The sequence below is a fragment of the Salinicola rhizosphaerae genome (assembly GCF_014652715.1).
In the GTDB taxonomy this organism is placed as follows: Bacteria; Pseudomonadota; Gammaproteobacteria; order Pseudomonadales; family Halomonadaceae; genus Salinicola; species Salinicola rhizosphaerae.
Map to the genome: position 1 here is coordinate 670,958 of NZ_BMZI01000001.1, position 17,296 is coordinate 688,253.

At 63.8% G+C, this 17,296-nt stretch carries 14 protein-coding genes; 11 read left to right on the forward strand and 3 right to left on the reverse strand.

What is annotated here, in order from left to right; genetic code table 11:
• Positions 1–113: 113 nt before the first annotated feature.
• The 3 genes from IE125_RS02980 to IE125_RS02990 are packed head-to-tail and all read left to right on the forward strand — an operon-like array spanning position 114 to position 3,219.
• Positions 114–902, forward strand: coding sequence for a hypothetical protein (locus tag IE125_RS02980; protein WP_189443077.1), 789 nt, complete (start codon positions 114–116; stop codon positions 900–902).
• Entirely contained in the window at positions 893–1,816 is a 924-nt protein-coding gene (locus tag IE125_RS02985; RefSeq protein ID WP_189443078.1) for a diguanylate cyclase domain-containing protein, read from the forward strand. The genes IE125_RS02980 and IE125_RS02985 overlap by 10 nt, the downstream gene beginning before the upstream one ends.
• Positions 1,813–3,219, forward strand: a complete 1,407-nt coding sequence (locus IE125_RS02990) for a bifunctional DedA family/phosphatase PAP2 family protein (protein ID WP_189443079.1) — start codon at positions 1,813–1,815, stop codon at positions 3,217–3,219. Before IE125_RS02985 ends, IE125_RS02990 begins: the two co-directional genes overlap by 4 nt.
• A gap of 36 nt (positions 3,220–3,255) precedes the next feature.
• Here the strand turns inward: IE125_RS02990 and IE125_RS02995 are convergent, their stop codons facing one another.
• Positions 3,256–3,888 carry a flavin prenyltransferase UbiX gene (locus IE125_RS02995; protein WP_189443080.1) on the reverse strand — a complete coding sequence of 211 codons (633 nt, stop codon included), beginning with the start codon at positions 3,886–3,888 and terminating at the stop codon, positions 3,256–3,258.
• Positions 3,875–5,248: a UDP-N-acetylmuramate:L-alanyl-gamma-D-glutamyl-meso-diaminopimelate ligase gene (gene mpl, locus IE125_RS03000; RefSeq protein WP_189443081.1), complete on the reverse strand. Its 1,374-nt coding sequence runs from the start codon at positions 5,246–5,248 to the stop codon at positions 3,875–3,877. The genes IE125_RS02995 and mpl overlap by 14 nt, the downstream gene beginning before the upstream one ends.
• 413 nt (positions 5,249–5,661) lie before the next feature.
• Here mpl and IE125_RS03005 point away from each other — a divergent pair, with 413 nt between their 5' ends.
• Positions 5,662–6,921 carry a 6-phosphofructokinase gene (locus IE125_RS03005; RefSeq protein WP_189443082.1) on the forward strand — a complete coding sequence of 420 codons (1,260 nt, stop codon included), beginning with the start codon at positions 5,662–5,664 and terminating at the stop codon, positions 6,919–6,921.
• Positions 6,922–7,032: 111 nt separating this feature from the next.
• Here IE125_RS03005 and IE125_RS03010 read toward each other — a convergent pair whose 3' ends face one another.
• Complete coding sequence (locus tag IE125_RS03010) at positions 7,033–8,556, reverse strand: aldehyde dehydrogenase (RefSeq protein ID WP_189443083.1); 1,524 nt, start codon at positions 8,554–8,556, stop codon at positions 7,033–7,035.
• Positions 8,557–8,927: 371 nt separating this feature from the next.
• Here IE125_RS03010 and IE125_RS03015 point away from each other — a divergent pair, with 371 nt between their 5' ends.
• The 7 genes from IE125_RS03015 (at position 8,928) to IE125_RS03045 (ending at position 17,039) form a co-directional block, all read left to right on the forward strand.
• Complete coding sequence (locus IE125_RS03015) at positions 8,928–10,307, forward strand: glutamine synthetase family protein (RefSeq protein WP_189443084.1); 1,380 nt, start codon at positions 8,928–8,930, stop codon at positions 10,305–10,307.
• A gap of 157 nt (positions 10,308–10,464) precedes the next feature.
• Positions 10,465–11,586, forward strand: coding sequence for an ABC transporter ATP-binding protein (locus IE125_RS03020; RefSeq protein ID WP_189443085.1), 1,122 nt, complete (start codon positions 10,465–10,467; stop codon positions 11,584–11,586).
• 19 nt (positions 11,587–11,605) lie between these two features.
• On the forward strand, positions 11,606–12,538 hold the full coding sequence (locus IE125_RS03025; protein WP_229808886.1) for an ABC transporter permease: 933 nt from the start codon (positions 11,606–11,608) through the stop codon (positions 12,536–12,538).
• Complete coding sequence (locus tag IE125_RS03030) at positions 12,535–13,338, forward strand: ABC transporter permease (protein ID WP_189443086.1); 804 nt, start codon at positions 12,535–12,537, stop codon at positions 13,336–13,338. Before IE125_RS03025 ends, IE125_RS03030 begins: the two co-directional genes overlap by 4 nt.
• A 59-nt stretch (positions 13,339–13,397) precedes the next feature.
• Positions 13,398–14,471, forward strand: coding sequence for an ABC transporter substrate-binding protein (locus IE125_RS03035; protein WP_189443087.1), 1,074 nt, complete (start codon positions 13,398–13,400; stop codon positions 14,469–14,471).
• 81 nt (positions 14,472–14,552) lie between these two features.
• The gene (locus IE125_RS03040; RefSeq protein ID WP_189443088.1) at positions 14,553–15,917 is read left to right on the forward strand and encodes a glutamine synthetase family protein; all 1,365 of its coding nucleotides are present in this window, start codon (positions 14,553–14,555) and stop codon (positions 15,915–15,917) included.
• Positions 15,918–15,995: 78 nt separating this feature from the next.
• Positions 15,996–17,039, forward strand: a complete 1,044-nt coding sequence (locus tag IE125_RS03045) for a polyamine ABC transporter substrate-binding protein (RefSeq protein WP_189443089.1) — start codon at positions 15,996–15,998, stop codon at positions 17,037–17,039.
• The last annotated feature ends 257 nt before the right edge of the window (positions 17,040–17,296 follow it).

Genomic DNA, 17,296 nt, shown 5'->3' on the forward strand with positions numbered 1-17,296 from the left:
ATGCCATAGTGATGCCGGGAACCTGCACAAGAATCGTAACGGGTCCAATATAAGCCACCATGCAAAGCAAGTACAAAAGCCCAGGCCAGCGGACGTTGCTCACGGCAAGCATTGTGCTGGCCATCAGTGCCGGAATCCTGGCCGACGATAGCCTGCGCCTGGTGTCGTGGGCGGGTGCCGCAGCGCTGGTCCTGGTGCTCGCGCGACCCAGCCGAGGGCTCGTCTGGGTACCGGCCGCCGCAGTGCTGCTGACAGCTGTCATGTTCTTCTACGGCGGTATGCCAGGATCACTCTGGATCTGGGTCGCACCACTGTGCGTACTCGGCCTTGACAAGGTTCTCTCTCGCCAGCGCCTTGGGCGATGCCTCGGCGCCCTGTTCGGCGCTGCCTGCGTGGCCGCGTTGTTCGGGTTCTACTCGCCCCCGACGGCGCTGATCGCCAGCGCCTCACTGGGTGTCGTCTGGCTACTGAGTCTGCATCGTCAGAGCCTGCTCGCCACCAGACCGACCCCGCAGGAGGCCCGCTGGCTGCTACCGCCCACGCTTCTGGAGACGGACATTCAGCAGGAGATCAAACGCAGCGAGCGCGAGGCACTGCATGGCGAAGTGGTGATTTTCGGCTGTGCGCACTCGACGGCAGCGGACATGGAGCAGCTCTGCCGCTTGCTGCACGACAATCTGGCGCTCTACGAGCGCGCTTATCGGCTCAATGACTTCGGCGTTGCCGTTTTGCTGGTAACTACCGATGCCCAGGCCGCACAGCAGCGCCGTGAACAGCTTCAGCACGCCATCGCGCCCCACCGCCTGACGTCGTCGACACCGCTGCAGGCGACCGCCGACAGGGGCAGGGGTGACCGTATCAGCAGCGCGGCGAAAGGCAAGGAGACGCAGTCTTGGCATTGAGTCGCTACAAGATCGCCGCCCAGCTTCTAACGCTGCTCCTCTTCGCCACGCTGGCGACCTGGCACTATCTGATGCGTCAGTACGACCTGATTCTTCCGCCGTCGCTGCTGGCGATCGCGCTGGCCATCTCGATTCCGCTGCAGTGGGTCGGACGCCTGCGTCCCGCGCTGGCAGACTATCTGCTGCTGATTGGCGCGCTGGTTCTTTTCGCCATCGAGGCACCCCGTTCGGATCAGGGAATGATCTGGGTCGGGCTACCAACGGTGCTCAGCGTTCTGCTGCTGTCACCCGCCCTCGCCCTGCTGCTGAACCTGTGTCTCGTACCCGCCTGGCTGACGTTACTCGGCGGGCTGCACTTGACGCTGCTCAACCTCAGCATCGGGTGGTGGGTCGTCGTCATGGCCTCGCTGCTAGTGTTCCAGTTCCAGTCACGCGCGGGTGCCGTCGAGCGCTCTTCGGCTTCAGCCAGACGGCCGCGGGTGCTGTCTCCGGATTGCGTGCGCCAGAACCTGGATATCGAAATCGCCCGCGCGCACGCGATGCGTCGCCCCCTCAGCGCGCTGGTGGTGTATATTCCCCAGCTCGATCAGGCCAGCGACCAGTTCGGCAGCCAGCTTCGCGAACTGCTCTCCGATGCGTTCGGCGAGCTGATTTCGCACAACAGCCGCCAGAGTGATCTGTTCGGTGCCTATGGCGACAACGTGTTCTGCCTGATTCTGCCCAATTCGGGGGAACCCGGGGCCGTTGCCGCTGCCAAACGTCTCGCGAATGCGGTGACGACCATCAGTCGCCCGGAGACAGGCCCTCTGGAGAGCCAGAGCCGGGTCTGCACGCTCAAACAGGGCGAGGAAGCCGCACAGTTTCTTCGCCGACTGGATGTGGCCGCCCACAAACTGCTGGAACCTCACGCTTGAACCCGACCCACTGGCTGTACACGCTCGATCCCACACCGACACTGCTGCTCACCGTCATCGCTACCGTCGCGCTGCTCGAATCGCTGGCCGTCGTCGGCATCATCGTGCCCGGGGTCGTGCTGCTGGGCGCTGCCGCATCGATTGCAGGGCACGAAGACGTGTCCCTCGCCTGGGTTCTGGTCGCCGGGGTTGTCGGCGCCTTCATCGGTGACAATCTGAGTTTCTGGCTGGGTCGCACGCAGCGTCACCGTATCCCGCGCTGCTGGCCGTTCAGGCGCCATCCCGAGTGGCTCGAGCGCGGCCACGACTTCTGTCACCGACACGGCATGCTATCGGTGGTGCTCGGCCGATTCATCGGCCCGGTGCGCCCCCTGGTGCCCCTGGTCGTCGGCATGCTGTCGATGCCTGCACGCCGTTTTACGATCACCAATGCCCTTTCGGCCGTTGCCTGGGCGCCAGTCTATCTCGTGCCGGGTTATTTTCTCGGACGTTCGTGGGAGACCCTGATGGAGCTGCCGCCGGGAGCGGATCGCTGGCTACTGGTACTGACGATCGGCCTGCTGGCGCTGGCGATCCTCTTCTCCACCCTGCGCTACCAGCTAGGCGCCGAGGGCCGACTGCATCGATGGCTGGAGAGAAGAGTGCAGCGCGGCGGCTGGTTCGCGCCTCTTTGGCGCCTCGGCTGCTCGCCTTCGCCCCAGCGCGAGTTTCCACTGGCCTCACTCTCCCTGCTGCTCACGGCGACGTTGGCACTCATCCTCTGGACTGCCTGGGTACTGGCTCACCATGGGCCGCTCCCCATGGATCGCCAGATCCACTCGCTGGCCGCGATGCTGGAATATCGCTGGCTGACGGGCGCCAGCGACACGCTGGCAAAAATCGGTGATGCCCTGGGGATCAGTGTATTGCTGGCGCCGTGGCTGCTGTGGCTCCTGTGGGCAAGACGCTTCGCCGCCCTGCTCCATCTGGCCGGCGCCATGGCACTGATCGCCGTCACCAACACGGTGTTCAAGGCCGCGGCCGGGCGGGCGCGCCCCGATACGCCGGACTATCTCACCGGTTCGATGTCCTACCCCAGCGCGCACACCTCGACCATCGTGGTGGTCATCGGGCTGACTGCCGCCTTCGCCGCCCAGGTAATGCCGCGTCGGTATCGCAGCTATGCGTACTGGGCGGCTATCCTGGTCTGCGTGCCGATGGCGCTGTCTCGCCTGGTGATCGGCGTTCACTGGGCGAGTGATCTGGTGGGCGGCGCACTGCTGGGGCTGGTCGTGTGCGCGCTGACGCGAATCAGCTATCAGCGATTTCAGCGCCCCGACCGCGACATGCCACCGTGGCTGTGGCTAGGGCTGGCCTCGCTGGTGCTGGAAACGGCAAGGGTTCTTATCTTCGCGCCAGTCTAGCGCGACACGTGCTCGCACCCGGCGACTCTGCCAGTGCTACTCACCCCAACGAGGCATCAGCGTCTGTTCGATACCCAGCTGATTGAGGACGCGGGCGACGATAAAATCGATCATGTCTTCCACGCTCTGCGGCTGGTGGTAGAACCCCGGCGCCGCCGGCAGCATGACGGCGCCCATCTGGGTGAGCTTGAGCATGTTCTCGAGGTGAACGGCAGAGAGCGGCGACTCGCGTGGTACCAGAATCAGCGGGCGCCGCTCCTTCAGTGCCACATCGGCGGCACGCTCGATGAGGTTGTTGCTGGCACCACAGGCCACGGCCGAGAGCGTGCCGGTGGAACAGGGACAGACCACCAGCGCCCGCCAGCGGCCGGAGCCTGACGCGACCGGCGCCATCCAGTCCTCCCGGCCGAAGCAGCGAATCTGATCGGGTCCGGCGCGGCACAGCGCCGATAGCGCCTCGGCCAATCGCTCCGGCTGGGCCGGCAAGTCGAATGCCGTCTCCACCGCGATCACCCGGTGCGCCGCCTTTGAGATCATCACGTAGACTTCGCGGCCCGCCGCGACCAAGCATTCGATCAGCCGGACGCCGTACTGCGCCCCCGAGGCGCCGGTCAGCGCGACCGCGATGGGTGCGCCGTAGGGTCGCTGAAACGTCTCATCCCCGGTCATGGTGAACCTCCTCGAGCGCGGCGAGCAGTCGCTCGTGAACGCCGCCGAATCCGCCGTTGGACATCACCACGATACGATCCCCCGGGCGCGCCGCCGCGACGACATCGCGAACCAGTGCTGCCAGGTCATTCTCGACACGACTGCCGGCATGGGCGGCGACCACCTCAGCCAGCGACCAGTCGAGTCCCGGCGGCTGATACCACCAGACACGATCGGCCGAGGCGACACTCTGGGCCAGCCTGGCCTTCATCGTGCCCTGGCGCATCGTATTGGAGCGCGGTTCGATGACCGCCAGCAGCCGGCCGCCATAGCGATCGGCGTGCATCCCTTCGAGCGTGGAAGCGATCGCCGTCGGATGGTGCGCAAAGTCATCGACGACCTGTACGCCGGCAACTTCACCGCGAACTTCCTGGCGTCGCCGGGGTGCCTTGAACGTCTCGAGCGCGCGACAGCCCTCCGCCAGGGACAGGTCGAAGCGGTTGGCCACCGCCAGCGCGGCAACGGCGTTGAGCGCGTTATGTCGCCCACTCATTGCCCAGCTCACCGGGGCCGAATCCCGACCATGATGAACCGAGAACCGCCGGCTGTCGTGGGCATCCATGTCGAGTTGCCAGTCGCTGTCTTGCGCTGTACCGAAGTGACTCACCGGCGTCCAGCAGCCTCGCTCGAGCACCCGCTTCAGCGCGGGCTGGTCATCGGCCACGACGAGTTGACCATTACCTGGCACGGTTCGCACGAAATGGTGGAACTGGCGCTCGATAGCCCCCAGATCGTCGAAGATGTCCGCGTGGTCGAACTCGAGGTTATTGAGAATCGCGACATTCGGGCGGTAGTGAACGAATTTGGAGCGTTTGTCGAAAAACGCCGTATCGTACTCGTCGGCTTCGACCACGAACGGCGACCCCGGCGCCCCCAGGCGAGAGGAGACCCCGAAATTGCGTAGCACCCCGCCGACGAGAAACCCCGGCTCGAGCCCCTTGGCCTCCAGCAGCCACGCCAGCAAGCTGGCCATGGTCGTCTTGCCATGCGTGCCGGCAACGGCCACTACCGGCCGCCCGGGCAGCACATGTTCCGCCAGCCACTGAGGGCCGGATACGTACGGAAGCCTGGCATTCAGCAGCGCCTCGATCTCGGGGTTGCCCCGTGACAGCGCGTTGCCGACGATGACCAGGTCCGGTGCCGGCGTCAGATTGGCGGCACGATAGCCTTCCTGAAGCTCGATCCCCATCGCCTCGAGCTGCTCGCTCATCGGCGGATAGACGTTGGCGTCAGAGCCGGTGACCCGGTGGCCCTGCAGCGACGCCAGGCGCGCCAGACTGCCCATGAACGTGCCACAAATGCCAATGACGTGAACGTGCATTCCGCTCTCTCCCTGACTGCAACCGCCGCAACGGAAGGCGGGCTGAAGGTAAATCGGCGAGCCTAGCATGGGCCACCTGAGCGGACCACCGGAACCGCGATATCGGTCACGTGGCTGCCACACCCTTCGACGATGATCACGGAAAAGTGGGAGAAAATTGACCGCCGCCAAGCCGGCGCCGGCTTATTAACAGGCCTACGTCTTTCGGCTATGCTGGGCGCCATCGCAGGGGTCACGTCCCGAGAGACACATATCGCGTCATCCCCGTCAGCGGCGTGGTCACCGCCCCGTCATGACCTGCCGCTAGCGTGTGATGACAAGGTCGCACCGACATGGATGTCGGTCTGACTCGCAGCCCGCGGCTGCGCTCAACAACACTCAGAACTTTCGACCTTCAGGAGATGAATGCCGACATGGCCAAGCACAACGCCTTCTACGCCCAGTCTGGTGGCGTCACCGCCGTCATCAACGCCAGCGCCTGCGGCGTGATCGAAGCCTGCCGTCGCCACCCGGATCAGATCGGCCATCTCTACGCCGGCAACAACGGCATCATCGGTGCCCTGCTGGAGGACCTGATCGACACCAGCCAGGAGAGCGACGAAGCCGTTGCCGCTCTCCGCCATACGCCCGGTGGCGCTTTCGGTTCGTGCCGCTACAAGCTGAAATCGATCGAATCCCATCGCGCGGAGTACGAACGCCTCATCGAGGTATTCAAGGCCCACGACATTCGTTACTTCTTCTATAACGGTGGTGGCGACAGCGCCGACACCTGCCTCAAGGTCTCTCAGCTCTCCGAGACGATGGGCTATCCGCTGACCGCCATCCACGTCCCCAAGACGGTCGACAATGACCTGCCGGTGACCGATAACTCCCCCGGTTTCGGCAGCGTCGCCAAGTACGTCGCGACATCCACACGCGAAGCCGCGCTGGATATCGAATCGATGTGCGCCACTTCCACCAAGGTATTCATCCTCGAGGTGATGGGCAGACACGCCGGTTGGATTGCCGCCGCCGGCGCGCTGGCCGGCGAGTCGCCGGAGCAGGCTCCACACGTCATCATTTTCCCGGAGATCGCGTTCGATCGCGATGCCGTGATGGCGAAGATCGATGATGCCGTTAGACGTCACGGCTTCTGCGTCGTGGTCGTCTCCGAGGGCGCCCAGTATGCCGATGGCACCTTCCTCGCCGACGCCGGCAGCACAGACGCTTTCGGTCACAAGCAGCTCGGCGGCGTGGCGCCGGCACTGGCGTCGATGGTCAAGGAAGATCTCGGCCACAAGTACCACTGGGCCGTCGCCGACTACCTCCAGCGCGCAGCACGCCATATCGCTGCCAAGGTCGATGTCGATCAAGCCTACGCCGTCGGCGAAGCAGCGGTGGAGCTAGCACTCGCCGGCCAGAACTCGATGATGCCGGCGATCAAGCGCGTCTCCGACACGCCCTACGAGTGGAAGCTGGAACCCGCCCCGCTCTCCGAGATCGCCAATCACGAGAAGTTCATGCCGCGGGACTACATCAGTGAAGACGGTCTTCACGTCAGCGATGCGGGCCGACGCTATCTGGCACCGCTCATCCTCGGCGAGGACTTCCCGCCTTTCGAGAACGGATTGCCCAAGGTCGCCAAGCTGAAAAAGGCGAAGGTCGAGCGCAAACTGGGCGACTTTGCTCTCTGACGCCCACTCGTCTCGTCTGTCATCCTCTTGCGATAGCCTGGGGCACTCTCCCGATAGAAGGCTAGCCCGGCATCACGCCGGGCTTTGGCTGAAAGCGTCTTCGGCCAAGCGTCAACGCAGCGTCGGATCGAGCGACATCCATACCGTCTTGATATCGCAATACTCGTCCAGCGAATGATGTGACTTGTCGCGGCCGTTGCCGGACTGCTTGACGCCGCCGAACGGCACGGTCATGTCGCCGCCCGCCCAGTTGTTGACGAAGACCTGGCCGGAGTGTAGCCGACGCGACACACGCATGATCCGGTTGACGTCGCGACTCCAGAGGCCCGCAGCGAGGCCGTAGGCGCTGTCGTTGGCGATGGCCATCGCTTCCGATTCGTTATCGAAGCCAATGACGGACAGCACCGGGCCGAAGATCTCCTCGCGCGCAATACGCATCGACGCCGTGACGCCGTCGAACACCGTCGGCTCGATGAACAACCCCTCGTTGTTGATCTCGACGGCGCTGCCGCCACCGCGAAGCACCGCGCCCTCCTCCTGACCCTGGCGAATGTAATCGAGCACCCGCTGGAACTGCGTGCGATCGACGATCGCGCCCATGAAGCTCGCCGGGTCGAGCGGGTCCCCGGGCTGCATGGCCCTCGCATGGACCAGCACGCGCTCGACGAAGGCATCGCGAATCGTGTTCTCGACCAGCAGACGCGACCCGGCGATACAGACCTCACCCTGATTGTAGAAAATGGCCTCGGCCGCATGGCGCGCCACGCCGTCGAGATCGTCACAGTCGCCGAAGACGATATTCGGGCTCTTGCCGCCGCACTCGAGATAGACCCGCTTGAGGTTGGACTGACCGGCGTACTGCATGAGCTGTTTGCCGACGCCGGTCGAGCCGGTGAAAGCGAGACAATCGACGTCCATCGAGAGCGCCAGCGCCTTGCCCACCGTGTGGCCGAACCCCGGCAACACCTGAAAAACACCATCGGGAATACCCACCTCCAGCGCCAGTTGCGCCAGTCGCAGTGCCGACAGAGGTGACTTTTCCGACGGTTTGAGTACGACGCTGTTGCCGGCCGCGAGTGCCGGACCGATTTTCCAGGCCGCCATCATCATCGGAAAGTTCCACGGCACGATCGACGCCACGACACCCAGCGGTTCGCGAAGAATCAGGCCGAGGCTGCCATCGTCCGTCGGCGCGACTTCCCCGTAGCTCTTGTCGATCAGCTCGGCGTTATAACGGATGCAGTTGATCGCGCCGCTTAGATCGCTCAGGGCGCTGCCGACCGGCTTGCCCATGTCGAGCGTGTCCAGCAGCGCCAGCTCGTCGCGATTATCCTCCATGGCCTGGGCCAGTCGCAGCAGGCTCTGCTTGCGCTGGGCAGGCGCCATGCGCGACCAGCGACCGCTGTCGAACGCCGTTCGCGCTGCGGCCACGGCCTTTTCCGCTTCAGGGGCATCGCAGGCAACCACGTTCGCCAGCACCTCACCCGTCGCCGGGTTGACTGTCTCGAACGTTTCCCCGCTCGCCGCCTCGACGAACTGGCCATCGATCAAGGCTTGCGTCTGTACGCCTCCCGGCCGCTCGAAGAGCGTCGTGGCCAGCCGCGCCCAGTCGTCACGGGATTGATGCTCGCTCATGAAAGCCTCCTCGGTGAGTCTCCTTGGCAAGCCCGACACCGCGTGCGAGCAGCGTGTCGGCGTTGCCAGGGTCGAACATGAAAGGTGTCGAACATAATATCCAGCTTCATCGGCCGCGCTCTGGTCTCGATAGCAACTGCGCTCTGCTCTCGCCAGCGATCGCGCGCCTGCCTGGCCATCCCCGTAGATATCCCTTGCGATGCCCCGGCCGATATCTCCCCTTCGACGGCCTGCGATGAGAGCTGGCCGGGAGCGCGAACGCTCGAGAGCGTGAAAGCCCTGGTGCGAAATATTTGACAACCTCAGGGGCATTTGGAATAACCGGATGGCATGATCACAACAATACACTCCCTCATGATGGTCCGCCTTCCATGTATGACGCCGATAGCCTGAAGGAAGCCGAAACCTTCCTCGACGCCCATCCCAACGTTCAGAGCGTCGACCTGCTGATCAGCGATCTCAACGGCGTGCTGCGCGGCAAGCGCGTACCGCGGGAAAATGTTCTCGGCGTGCTCGAATCCAACATGCGGTTGCCGGCCTCGGTGTTTGCGCTCGACATCTGCGGCAATACCATCGAGGAAACCGGCCTGGGTCTGGCATCAGGGGACGGGGACCGCACCTGCCGGCCGGTCCCGGGGACGCTCGTGCAGACACCCTGGGCACGCCACGCCAATCAGGCCCAGATGCTGATGACGATGGAAGAGGACGATGGCACGCCGTTCGCCTGCGATCCTCGACAACTGCTGAGGGCCGTGCTGAGTCGCTTCCAGGCCATGGCGCTGACGCCGGTCATTGCGGTGGAGCTCGAGTTCTACCTGATCGACCGCGAGCGTGACGGCGTCGGCGCGCCGCAGCCTCCGCGCTCCCCGGCGACCGGCGAGCGTGCCAGCCAGAGCCAGCTCTACTCGATGACCGAACTCGACGAGTACGCCGATTTTCTCGAGGACATCACGCTGGCAGCCCGGACTCAGCGGCTGCCCATCGACACGGCGCTCAAGGAGTGTGCCCCGGGCCAGTTCGAAGTGAACCTGCTGCATCACGCCGACGTGCTGCGTGCCTGCGACGAAGCGGTGATGCTCAAGCGCCTGATCAAGGGCATCGCGATCCAGCACGGCTTCGAAGCCACTTTCATGGCCAAGCCCTACAGCCAGGAGGCAGGCAACGGCACCCACGTTCACTTGAGCCTGCTCGATGCCGCGGGTCATAACGTCTTCGCCACCGCCGACGATAGTGATCTCGGTAGTCAGCAACTGCAGCAGGCAATCGCCGGCCTGGTCGAGCTGATGCCGGCTTCCATGGCGGTCTTTGCGCCCAACCTCAACTCCTACCGCCGGTTTCAGCCGAGCCTGTACGTCCCCATGGCGCCGACCTGGGGCTACGACAATCGTTCGGTGGCTCTGCGCATTCCGTCCGGCTCTCCCCGAGCCAGACGCATCGAACACCGCGTGGCAGGCGCGGACGCCAATCCCTATCTTCTCGTTGCCGCTCTGCTGGCGGGCATCGAGCATGGCCTCAAGCATGGGCTGACGCCACCGCCACCGATCACCGGCAATGCCTACGAGCAGATCGAGCCTAGCCTGCCGATAAGCTGGCCGCAGGCGCTCGATGCCTGGGCCGACAGTCGCGAGTTCATTGCGCTGTTCGGCGAAACCTTTCATGGCGTCTACCATGCCAATCGTCGCGCCGAGTACGAACTCTCGCGTCAGGCCATCAGTGCGCTGGAGTACCGCTGGTATCTGAGAAACACCTGAGCATCGAACGCTGCACCCGCATCGAGCTTGGGTTACGCTTCGCTCTGGATGGCGAGAAAATCCATCGACGGGACTGCACCGGCGTCAACACCACGAGCGACCATCATTGGCTCGACCCGCTTGACGCCTTCGCCCACGGGGACGGGAAACCAAGACAATGACAGCCTCCGCCACGCCGACCGACGCTGCCCAGCCGACCGAGATAGATAACGCCTCGGTCCGCGATGCGTCGGCGATCACCCTGCGCAATCTGCACAAGCGTTTCAGCGGCGATGCCATCGCGCTCGACGGCGTCGATCTCGAGATTCGCGCCGGAGAGTTCTTCACCTTGCTCGGCCCCTCGGGATGCGGCAAGACCACACTGCTGAGACTCCTTGCCGGCCTCGAGGCACCGAACGAAGGCTCGTTGACGATCGGCGGCAAGGATGTCACCGAAACCCCGCCGCACCTGCGCAGCGTCAACACGGTGTTCCAGTCCTACGCTCTGTTCCCGCACCTCTCCGTCCATGACAACATCGCTTTCGGCCTGCGCATGAAAGGCATACCCGCCGCCGAGCGCGAGCGGCGGGTGCAGGAAATCGCCGATTTCATCAAGCTCGGCAGCCTGCTGGAGCGTCGCGTCAACCAGCTCTCGGGCGGCCAGCGGCAGCGTATCGCGCTGGCGCGCGCGCTGGTGTGCGAGCCGGACGTGCTGCTGCTGGACGAGCCGCTGTCGGCACTCGATGCCGGCCTGCGCACGCAGCTCCAGGTCGAACTGCAGCGCACCCAGAAGCGCCTCGGCATGACCTTCGTCTTCGTCACCCATGACCAGGATGAGGCGATGGTGATGTCCGACCGCATCGCCGTGCTGGATAGCGGCATCATCCAGCAGGTCGGGCCACCCCACGAGGTCTACGAGCGCCCGATCAACGCATTCGTGGCGCGCTTCATGGGCCATGTCAACCTGTTCGATATCCAGGGAATTCACGACGTGACCGTGACGACCGCACTCGGCGAGTTGGCCATGGAAGCGCCACTGCAGCCGGGGAAGCACGGCGGCGTCATGCTGATTCGTCAGGAGGTGATCGAGCTCGGCCCCACGGTGAGCGAGGGCTACAACGGGCTCGACGGGGTCGTGAAGGAGCGCCATTATCGCGGCAGCCGCATCGAATATCGCCTGGAAGTGAACGGTCAGCCGCTGATGGCCACGGCGAGCAACCTTGGCCAGCGCCTTTACGCCGTCGGCGACCGCATCAAGGTGAGCATCCATCCGGAAGACGTCGTCAGAATCGAAGCCTAGGGCGCGGGAGATCATCAGCGTGAACCACACTAGCGAATCCCCCTATCCGCTGGCACGCCACAGCCACTCCATGTCGCCGGACACGCGACATCTCCTGTGGAGCGTCGCCCCGGGTGTCGCCTGGATCGTGATCTTTCTGGTACTGCCGAGCCTCTATCTGATCGGCGTCGCTTTCATGACCAACGGCCCTTACGGACAGCCGCAGATGCCGCTGAGCCTGGACGCCTTCCGTCAGCTCGCCGGCTTCGGCTTTCTCGGCTGGAGTCCCGGCAACCTCTACACGCTGCTGCGCTCCCTGTGGCAGACGCTGGTCGCGACCGGGCTGGTCATTCTGGTGGCCTATCCGCTCGCCTATTACATTTCCACCTGCCGCGACAAGCTCAGGCCGATCATGCTGCTGGCGGTAGTCGTGCCCTCCTGGACCAACCAGGTGATTCGCGCTTTCGGCTGGATGAACCTGCTCTCGCCCGGCACGCCGCTGGCCGATGCCGCTCAGGCGCTCGGGCTGATCGGCCCCAACATGGGGCTTTACCCGTCCAACTTCGCGGTCACGCTGGGTCTGATCTACAACTTCCTCCCCTTCATGGTGCTTCCGCTCTACGCCGCGTTCGAGAAGCTCGACATGGCGCTGGTCGAGGCAGCGCGCGATCTTTACGCGTCACCCGTGCGCGCCTTCTGGCATGCCGTCTTTCCGCAGACCCTCTCTGGACTGCTGGCCGGCACGGTGCTGGTCTCGATTCCGGCTTTCGGCATGTATGTCATCCCGGAGCTCCTGGGGGGCGGCAAGGCGATGATGCTCGGCAATCTGGTGGCCAACCAGTTCTCCGGCGGCTCCAACTGGCCGCTGGGCGCGGCGGGCGCGCTGATCATGCTGGTCGCCACCTTCGGCGGGCTCTACGCCATGCGCAAGGTCGGCAAGCGCCTTGGCGGCGGTGAGGAGGTGGTGATATGAAACGTGGCGCCTTTCAGCGGGGCCTGTCGCTCTTCTGGTGGTTGATGCTCGCCTTTCTCTATCTGCCGCTGGCCGTGATCGTCTTCTACTCGTTCAACTCGGCTAACAGCGCCGCCTATTTCGCCGGTTTCTCGCTGCGCTGGTACGAACGACTGCTGAACAACGACCAATTGCTCGACGCGCTATCCAACTCCCTGACGCTGGGTATCGCCTCGTCGATCATCGCGCTGATCGTCGGCACGCTGATCGGCTACGGCATGTATCGACACCGATCTCGCAAGCTGGGCTGGCTGATCGTGCTGATCTACCTGCCGATCGTGATGCCGGATATCGTCTTCGGTATCTCGGACATGGCGTTCTTCATCACGCTCGACCGCGAGTTCGGCATTCTCGGCCCGAGCCTGATGACCATGATCATTGCCCACGTCACGTTCCAGATTCCGTTCGTGGCACTGATCGTCTACTCCCGCTTCGTCGGGCTGGATCCGACGCTGTTCGAGGCGGCCAAGGATCTCTACGCCTCGCCGTTCCAGCGTGCGCGCCATTTTCTGCTGCCGACGCTGAAGCCTTCGTTGATCGCCGCGTTCTTCCTCTCTTTCACCCTGTCGATCGATGACTTCGTCATCAGCTTCTTCACGGCGGGACCGGAGAACGCGACGCTGCCGATCTATATCTGGGGCGCCATTCGCCGCGGCGTCTCGCCCGAGATCAATGCGATTGCCACCCTGATGATCGGCGCCGTGGTCATTGCCGCCGTCTTCAGTCTGCTATTCAACCGCCGCGGCCACGCCGGCTCGTGACGACCGCCTACACCCGTTCAAGGCCATCCACCGAAACGACAACCCAGGGGATACTTCCGATGCCACGCAGAACAATCACAACTCCCGTCGCCCTCCTGCTCGGTACGCTCGCGCTGTCCGGCTCGGCTCTGGCGCAGGATGACAACAAGCTCTACCTGTTCAACTGGACCGAGTACATGGACCCGGACATCATCCAGGCGTTCGAGGACAAGTACGATGTCGAGGTCGTTCAGAGCTACTACAACTCGCTCCCGGAAATGACGGCCAAGCTCAACGCCGGCGGCGACTCCCAGTACGACGTGATCTTTCCATCCAACTATTACGTGCCACGCCTGATCCATAGCGGCCTGGTGCAGAAGCTCGACAAGTCGGAAATCCCGAACCTCGGCAATGTGATGGAACAGTTCGCCGATCCCGCCTATGATCCCGGCGCCGAGTACTCGGTCCCTTACCAGTGGGGCATCAGCGGCATCGTCTATGACACCGACACCTTCCCCGATGCGCCAAAGAGCTGGTCGCTGCTGTTCGATCCGGACGTCAACCCCGACCAGCCCTTCGCCTTGATGGGCGATGGCCAGGTCACCATGGGCGGCGCGTGCGCCTATCTGGGCAAGGGGTACGACTGCACCAATCCGGACGACTGGAAAGCCGCGGCAAAACTGGTACTCGACACCAAGCATCGCGATACCTTCAGTGGCTTCACCGACGGGACGCCGGTGCTGCAGCAGATCCAGCGTGGCGTCGTGCGTGCCGGCGTCTCCTACAACGGTGACTATCTGCAGCAGAAGGAGCAGAACCCCGAAGCCTTCAAGCACATCGCCTTCATGATCCCCGAAGAAGGCACCGAGATGTGGGTCGACACCATGATGATCCCGGCCAAGGCACCGCACCCGAAGCTGGCACATGAGTTCATCAACTTCATTCTCGATGCCAAGATCGGCGCCCAGCTCTCCAACTACATCTACTACGCCAGCCCCAACAAGGCCGCGCAGCCGGATCTGGACACCGTACTGACCGAACCGCCGGTGCTCCCCTCCGACGAAGACCAGGGCCACCTGAAGTTCACCCCTAGCCTGGAGGGCCAGAATCTGCAGCTCTTCCAGCAGCTCTGGACCGAAGTGCAATCGCGCTGAGCCAACGCCGCCGGTGACTTTTCAACGCCACCGGCGGCTCCCCATGGCGAGAGCCGGAGAGGCTCTCAAAGGAAACGCGTTATGAGTGAAACCCAGCGCCACGTACTCGAGGAGTGGTTCGCCCAACACGGCATTACCGAGGTGGAGTGCCTGGTTTCCGACCTCACCGGCATCCTGAAGGGCAAGATCATGCCGGCGGGCAAGTATCTTCGCGGCGGTCGCACGCGCCTGCCGGATTCGATCTTCATTCAGACCGTGACCGGCGGCTATCCCGACGACGAGGACATTCGCTTCTGGAACCCCGCCGAACTCGACATGCAGCTCGTGCCGGACCCGGATTCCGCCTATCTCGTGCCGTGGGCGGATGACCCCACCGCACAGATCATTCATGACTGTCTCTACATGAACGGCGATCCGGTCGAGCTTTCGCCTCGTCACGTGCTCAAGCACGTGCTGTCGCTCTACGAGGCCCGCGGCTGGCAGCCGATCATGGCGCCGGAACTCGAGTTCTATCTGGTCAAGACGAATACCGATCCCGATTATCCGCTGGAACCGCCCATCGGGCGCTCCGGCCGCCAAGAGAGCAGCCGACAGTCGTTTTCCATCGATGCCGTCAACGAATTCGATCCGCTGTTCGAGCAGATGTACGACTACTGCGAGGCGCAGCAGCTGGATATCGACACCCTCACCCATGAGGAGGGGGCAGGTCAGATGGAGGTCAACTTCCGCCACGGCGATCCGCTTCGGCTGGCGGATCAGGTCGTCATCTTCAAGCGCACGCTGCGCGAGACAGCGCTGCGCCACAACATGTACGCCACGTTCATGGCCAAGCCGATGGCCAATGAACCCGGCAGCTCGATGCACCTGCACCAAAGCCTGCTCGACCGGGAGAGCGGTGACAATCTGTTTGCCGGCGAGGATGGGCAGCCCAGCAAGCTGTTCCACTACTACATCGGCGGGCTGCAGCAGTATCTACCGGCGGCGATGCCGTTCTTCGCCCCCAACGTCAACTCCTATCGACGTCTGATGCCGGGCGAAACCAACATGTCGGCGCCGGTCAATACCGAGTGGGGTTACGATAACCGCACTGTCGGACTGCGCGTTCCCGTCGGGCCGCCGGCCGGTACCCGCGTGGAGAACCGCCTCGCCGGGGCGGATGCCAACCCCTACCTGGTGATGGCAGCGTCGCTCGCCTGTGGCTACCTCGGCATGCTGGCGCAGATCGAACCTCGCCCGCCGCTGAGCGGCTCGGCCTGGGCCGCGGGTCACACCCTGCCGAACGATATCGGCCCGGCGCTGATCGCGTTGAGCGAATGCGCGCCGCTGGCCGACCTGCTCGGTGAACGCTTTACCCGCAGCTACCTGGCGGTCAAGCGAGCGGAGCATTCAGCCTATTTTCGCGTCATCAGCTCCTGGGAGCGCGAGCATCTGCTGCTGAGAGTCTGAGTCGAACCGGTGCCTGGCAGCAGAGCCAGGGCGTCGTGGAGAACCCGTCGTAGAAAACAAGGATAACAGGAGACTTCCATGCGATATGGCCCCTTGGCGACACTGGCCCTGCTGCTTGTCACCGGTGCGAGCTGGGCAGACGAGCCCGACAAGCTCTATCTGTTCAACTGGACGGAGTATGCCGATCCCGCCGTGATCGACGCGTTCGAGAAGGAGACCGGCGTCGAGGTGGTGCAGAGCTACTTCACCTCGAACGCCGAGATGGTCGCCGGGGGCGATGCCCAGTTCGACGTCGTCGTGCCCACCGACTATTACGTGCCGCGGCTGATCGCGTCCGGACTGATTCAGCCGCTGGGTAGTGACATCCAGGGACGCGACAATCTCATGCCGGCCTTTCGCCATCCCGACTACGACCCCGACGACCGCTATAGCGTGCCCTATCTGTGGGGCGTGACCGGCATCGTCTACAACCGCGAGACCTTCCCCGACCCGGCCCATTCGTGGTCGCTGCTGTTCGATCCCGAGATCAATCCCGACCAGCCATTCGCCCTGCTCGGCGGCGATCCTCAGGTGCTGTTCGGCATGGCATGCGCCTACCAGGGACATGGCTTCGCCTGCACCGATCGCGACGACTGGATCGATGCGGCCAAACTGGTCAGCCAGACGCTCGATCGCTCCAACTTCTCCGGTTTTGCCGACAGCACCGCCGCGATCGATCAGATTGCACGCGGTGTCACCCAGGCGGCCGTGACTTACAGTGGAGACCTCGACTACCGCAAGGCGGACGCGCCCGAGACCTACGCCAACCTCGATTTCTTCATTCCCGAGGAGGGATCGCAATTGGGTGTCGACACCCTGGTCATTCCCAAACGCGCCCCGCACCCCGCACTCGCGCGTCAATTCCTGAGCTTCATGCTTCGCCCCGAGAACGCCGCTCGCACCGCGACCTACGCTTACTACCGCACGCCCAACGCCGTCGCCCTGCCGCTACTCGATCCAGATCTCCGAGAGGCTTCCCGGCTCGACGACGCCCAGCGCGAACGACTCTCCTCGACGCCGGAGCTCGCGGGGGAGCAGCTGCAGCTACTGCAGCAGCTTGCTACCGAGGCGCGCAGTCGCTGACCGGCCCCCGTTGCGCTGGCTCGCTGACTCTCTCTGCGGATTCGATGGCCGTCGCGGCTTGGCGACGCCCCGAATTCAATATGAAAACAGCGTTCAATAACCAATGGCTAAGGCGCATTGACGGCGCTGGCGACTTAAACTGAACCAGTTCTCACGGCGGACAAGGCGACATATTGAATCGCCGTGAGACCGGGACGGCGTGAAATCGCCATCTGACAGGGAGGTCCCTCGGACACACAAGCCGAGAGGTTTCAACG

Coding starts and splice junctions, on each gene's coding strand:
- IE125_RS03045 (WP_189443089.1), top strand. CDS start 15,996: ATGCGATATGGCCCCTTGGCGACACTGGCCCTGCTGCTTGTCACCGGT.
- mpl (WP_189443081.1), bottom strand. CDS start 5,248: ATGCACGTTCACGTCATTGGCATTTGTGGCACGTTCATGGGCAGTCTG.
- IE125_RS03040 (WP_189443088.1), top strand. CDS start 14,553: ATGAGTGAAACCCAGCGCCACGTACTCGAGGAGTGGTTCGCCCAACAC.
- IE125_RS02995 (WP_189443080.1), bottom strand. CDS start 3,888: ATGACCGGGGATGAGACGTTTCAGCGACCCTACGGCGCACCCATCGCG.
- IE125_RS03035 (WP_189443087.1), top strand. CDS start 13,398: ATGCCACGCAGAACAATCACAACTCCCGTCGCCCTCCTGCTCGGTACG.
- IE125_RS03030 (WP_189443086.1), top strand. CDS start 12,535: ATGAAACGTGGCGCCTTTCAGCGGGGCCTGTCGCTCTTCTGGTGGTTG.
- IE125_RS03020 (WP_189443085.1), top strand. CDS start 10,465: ATGACAGCCTCCGCCACGCCGACCGACGCTGCCCAGCCGACCGAGATA.
- IE125_RS03015 (WP_189443084.1), top strand. CDS start 8,928: ATGTATGACGCCGATAGCCTGAAGGAAGCCGAAACCTTCCTCGACGCC.
- IE125_RS03005 (WP_189443082.1), top strand. CDS start 5,662: ATGGCCAAGCACAACGCCTTCTACGCCCAGTCTGGTGGCGTCACCGCC.
- IE125_RS03010 (WP_189443083.1), bottom strand. CDS start 8,556: ATGAGCGAGCATCAATCCCGTGACGACTGGGCGCGGCTGGCCACGACG.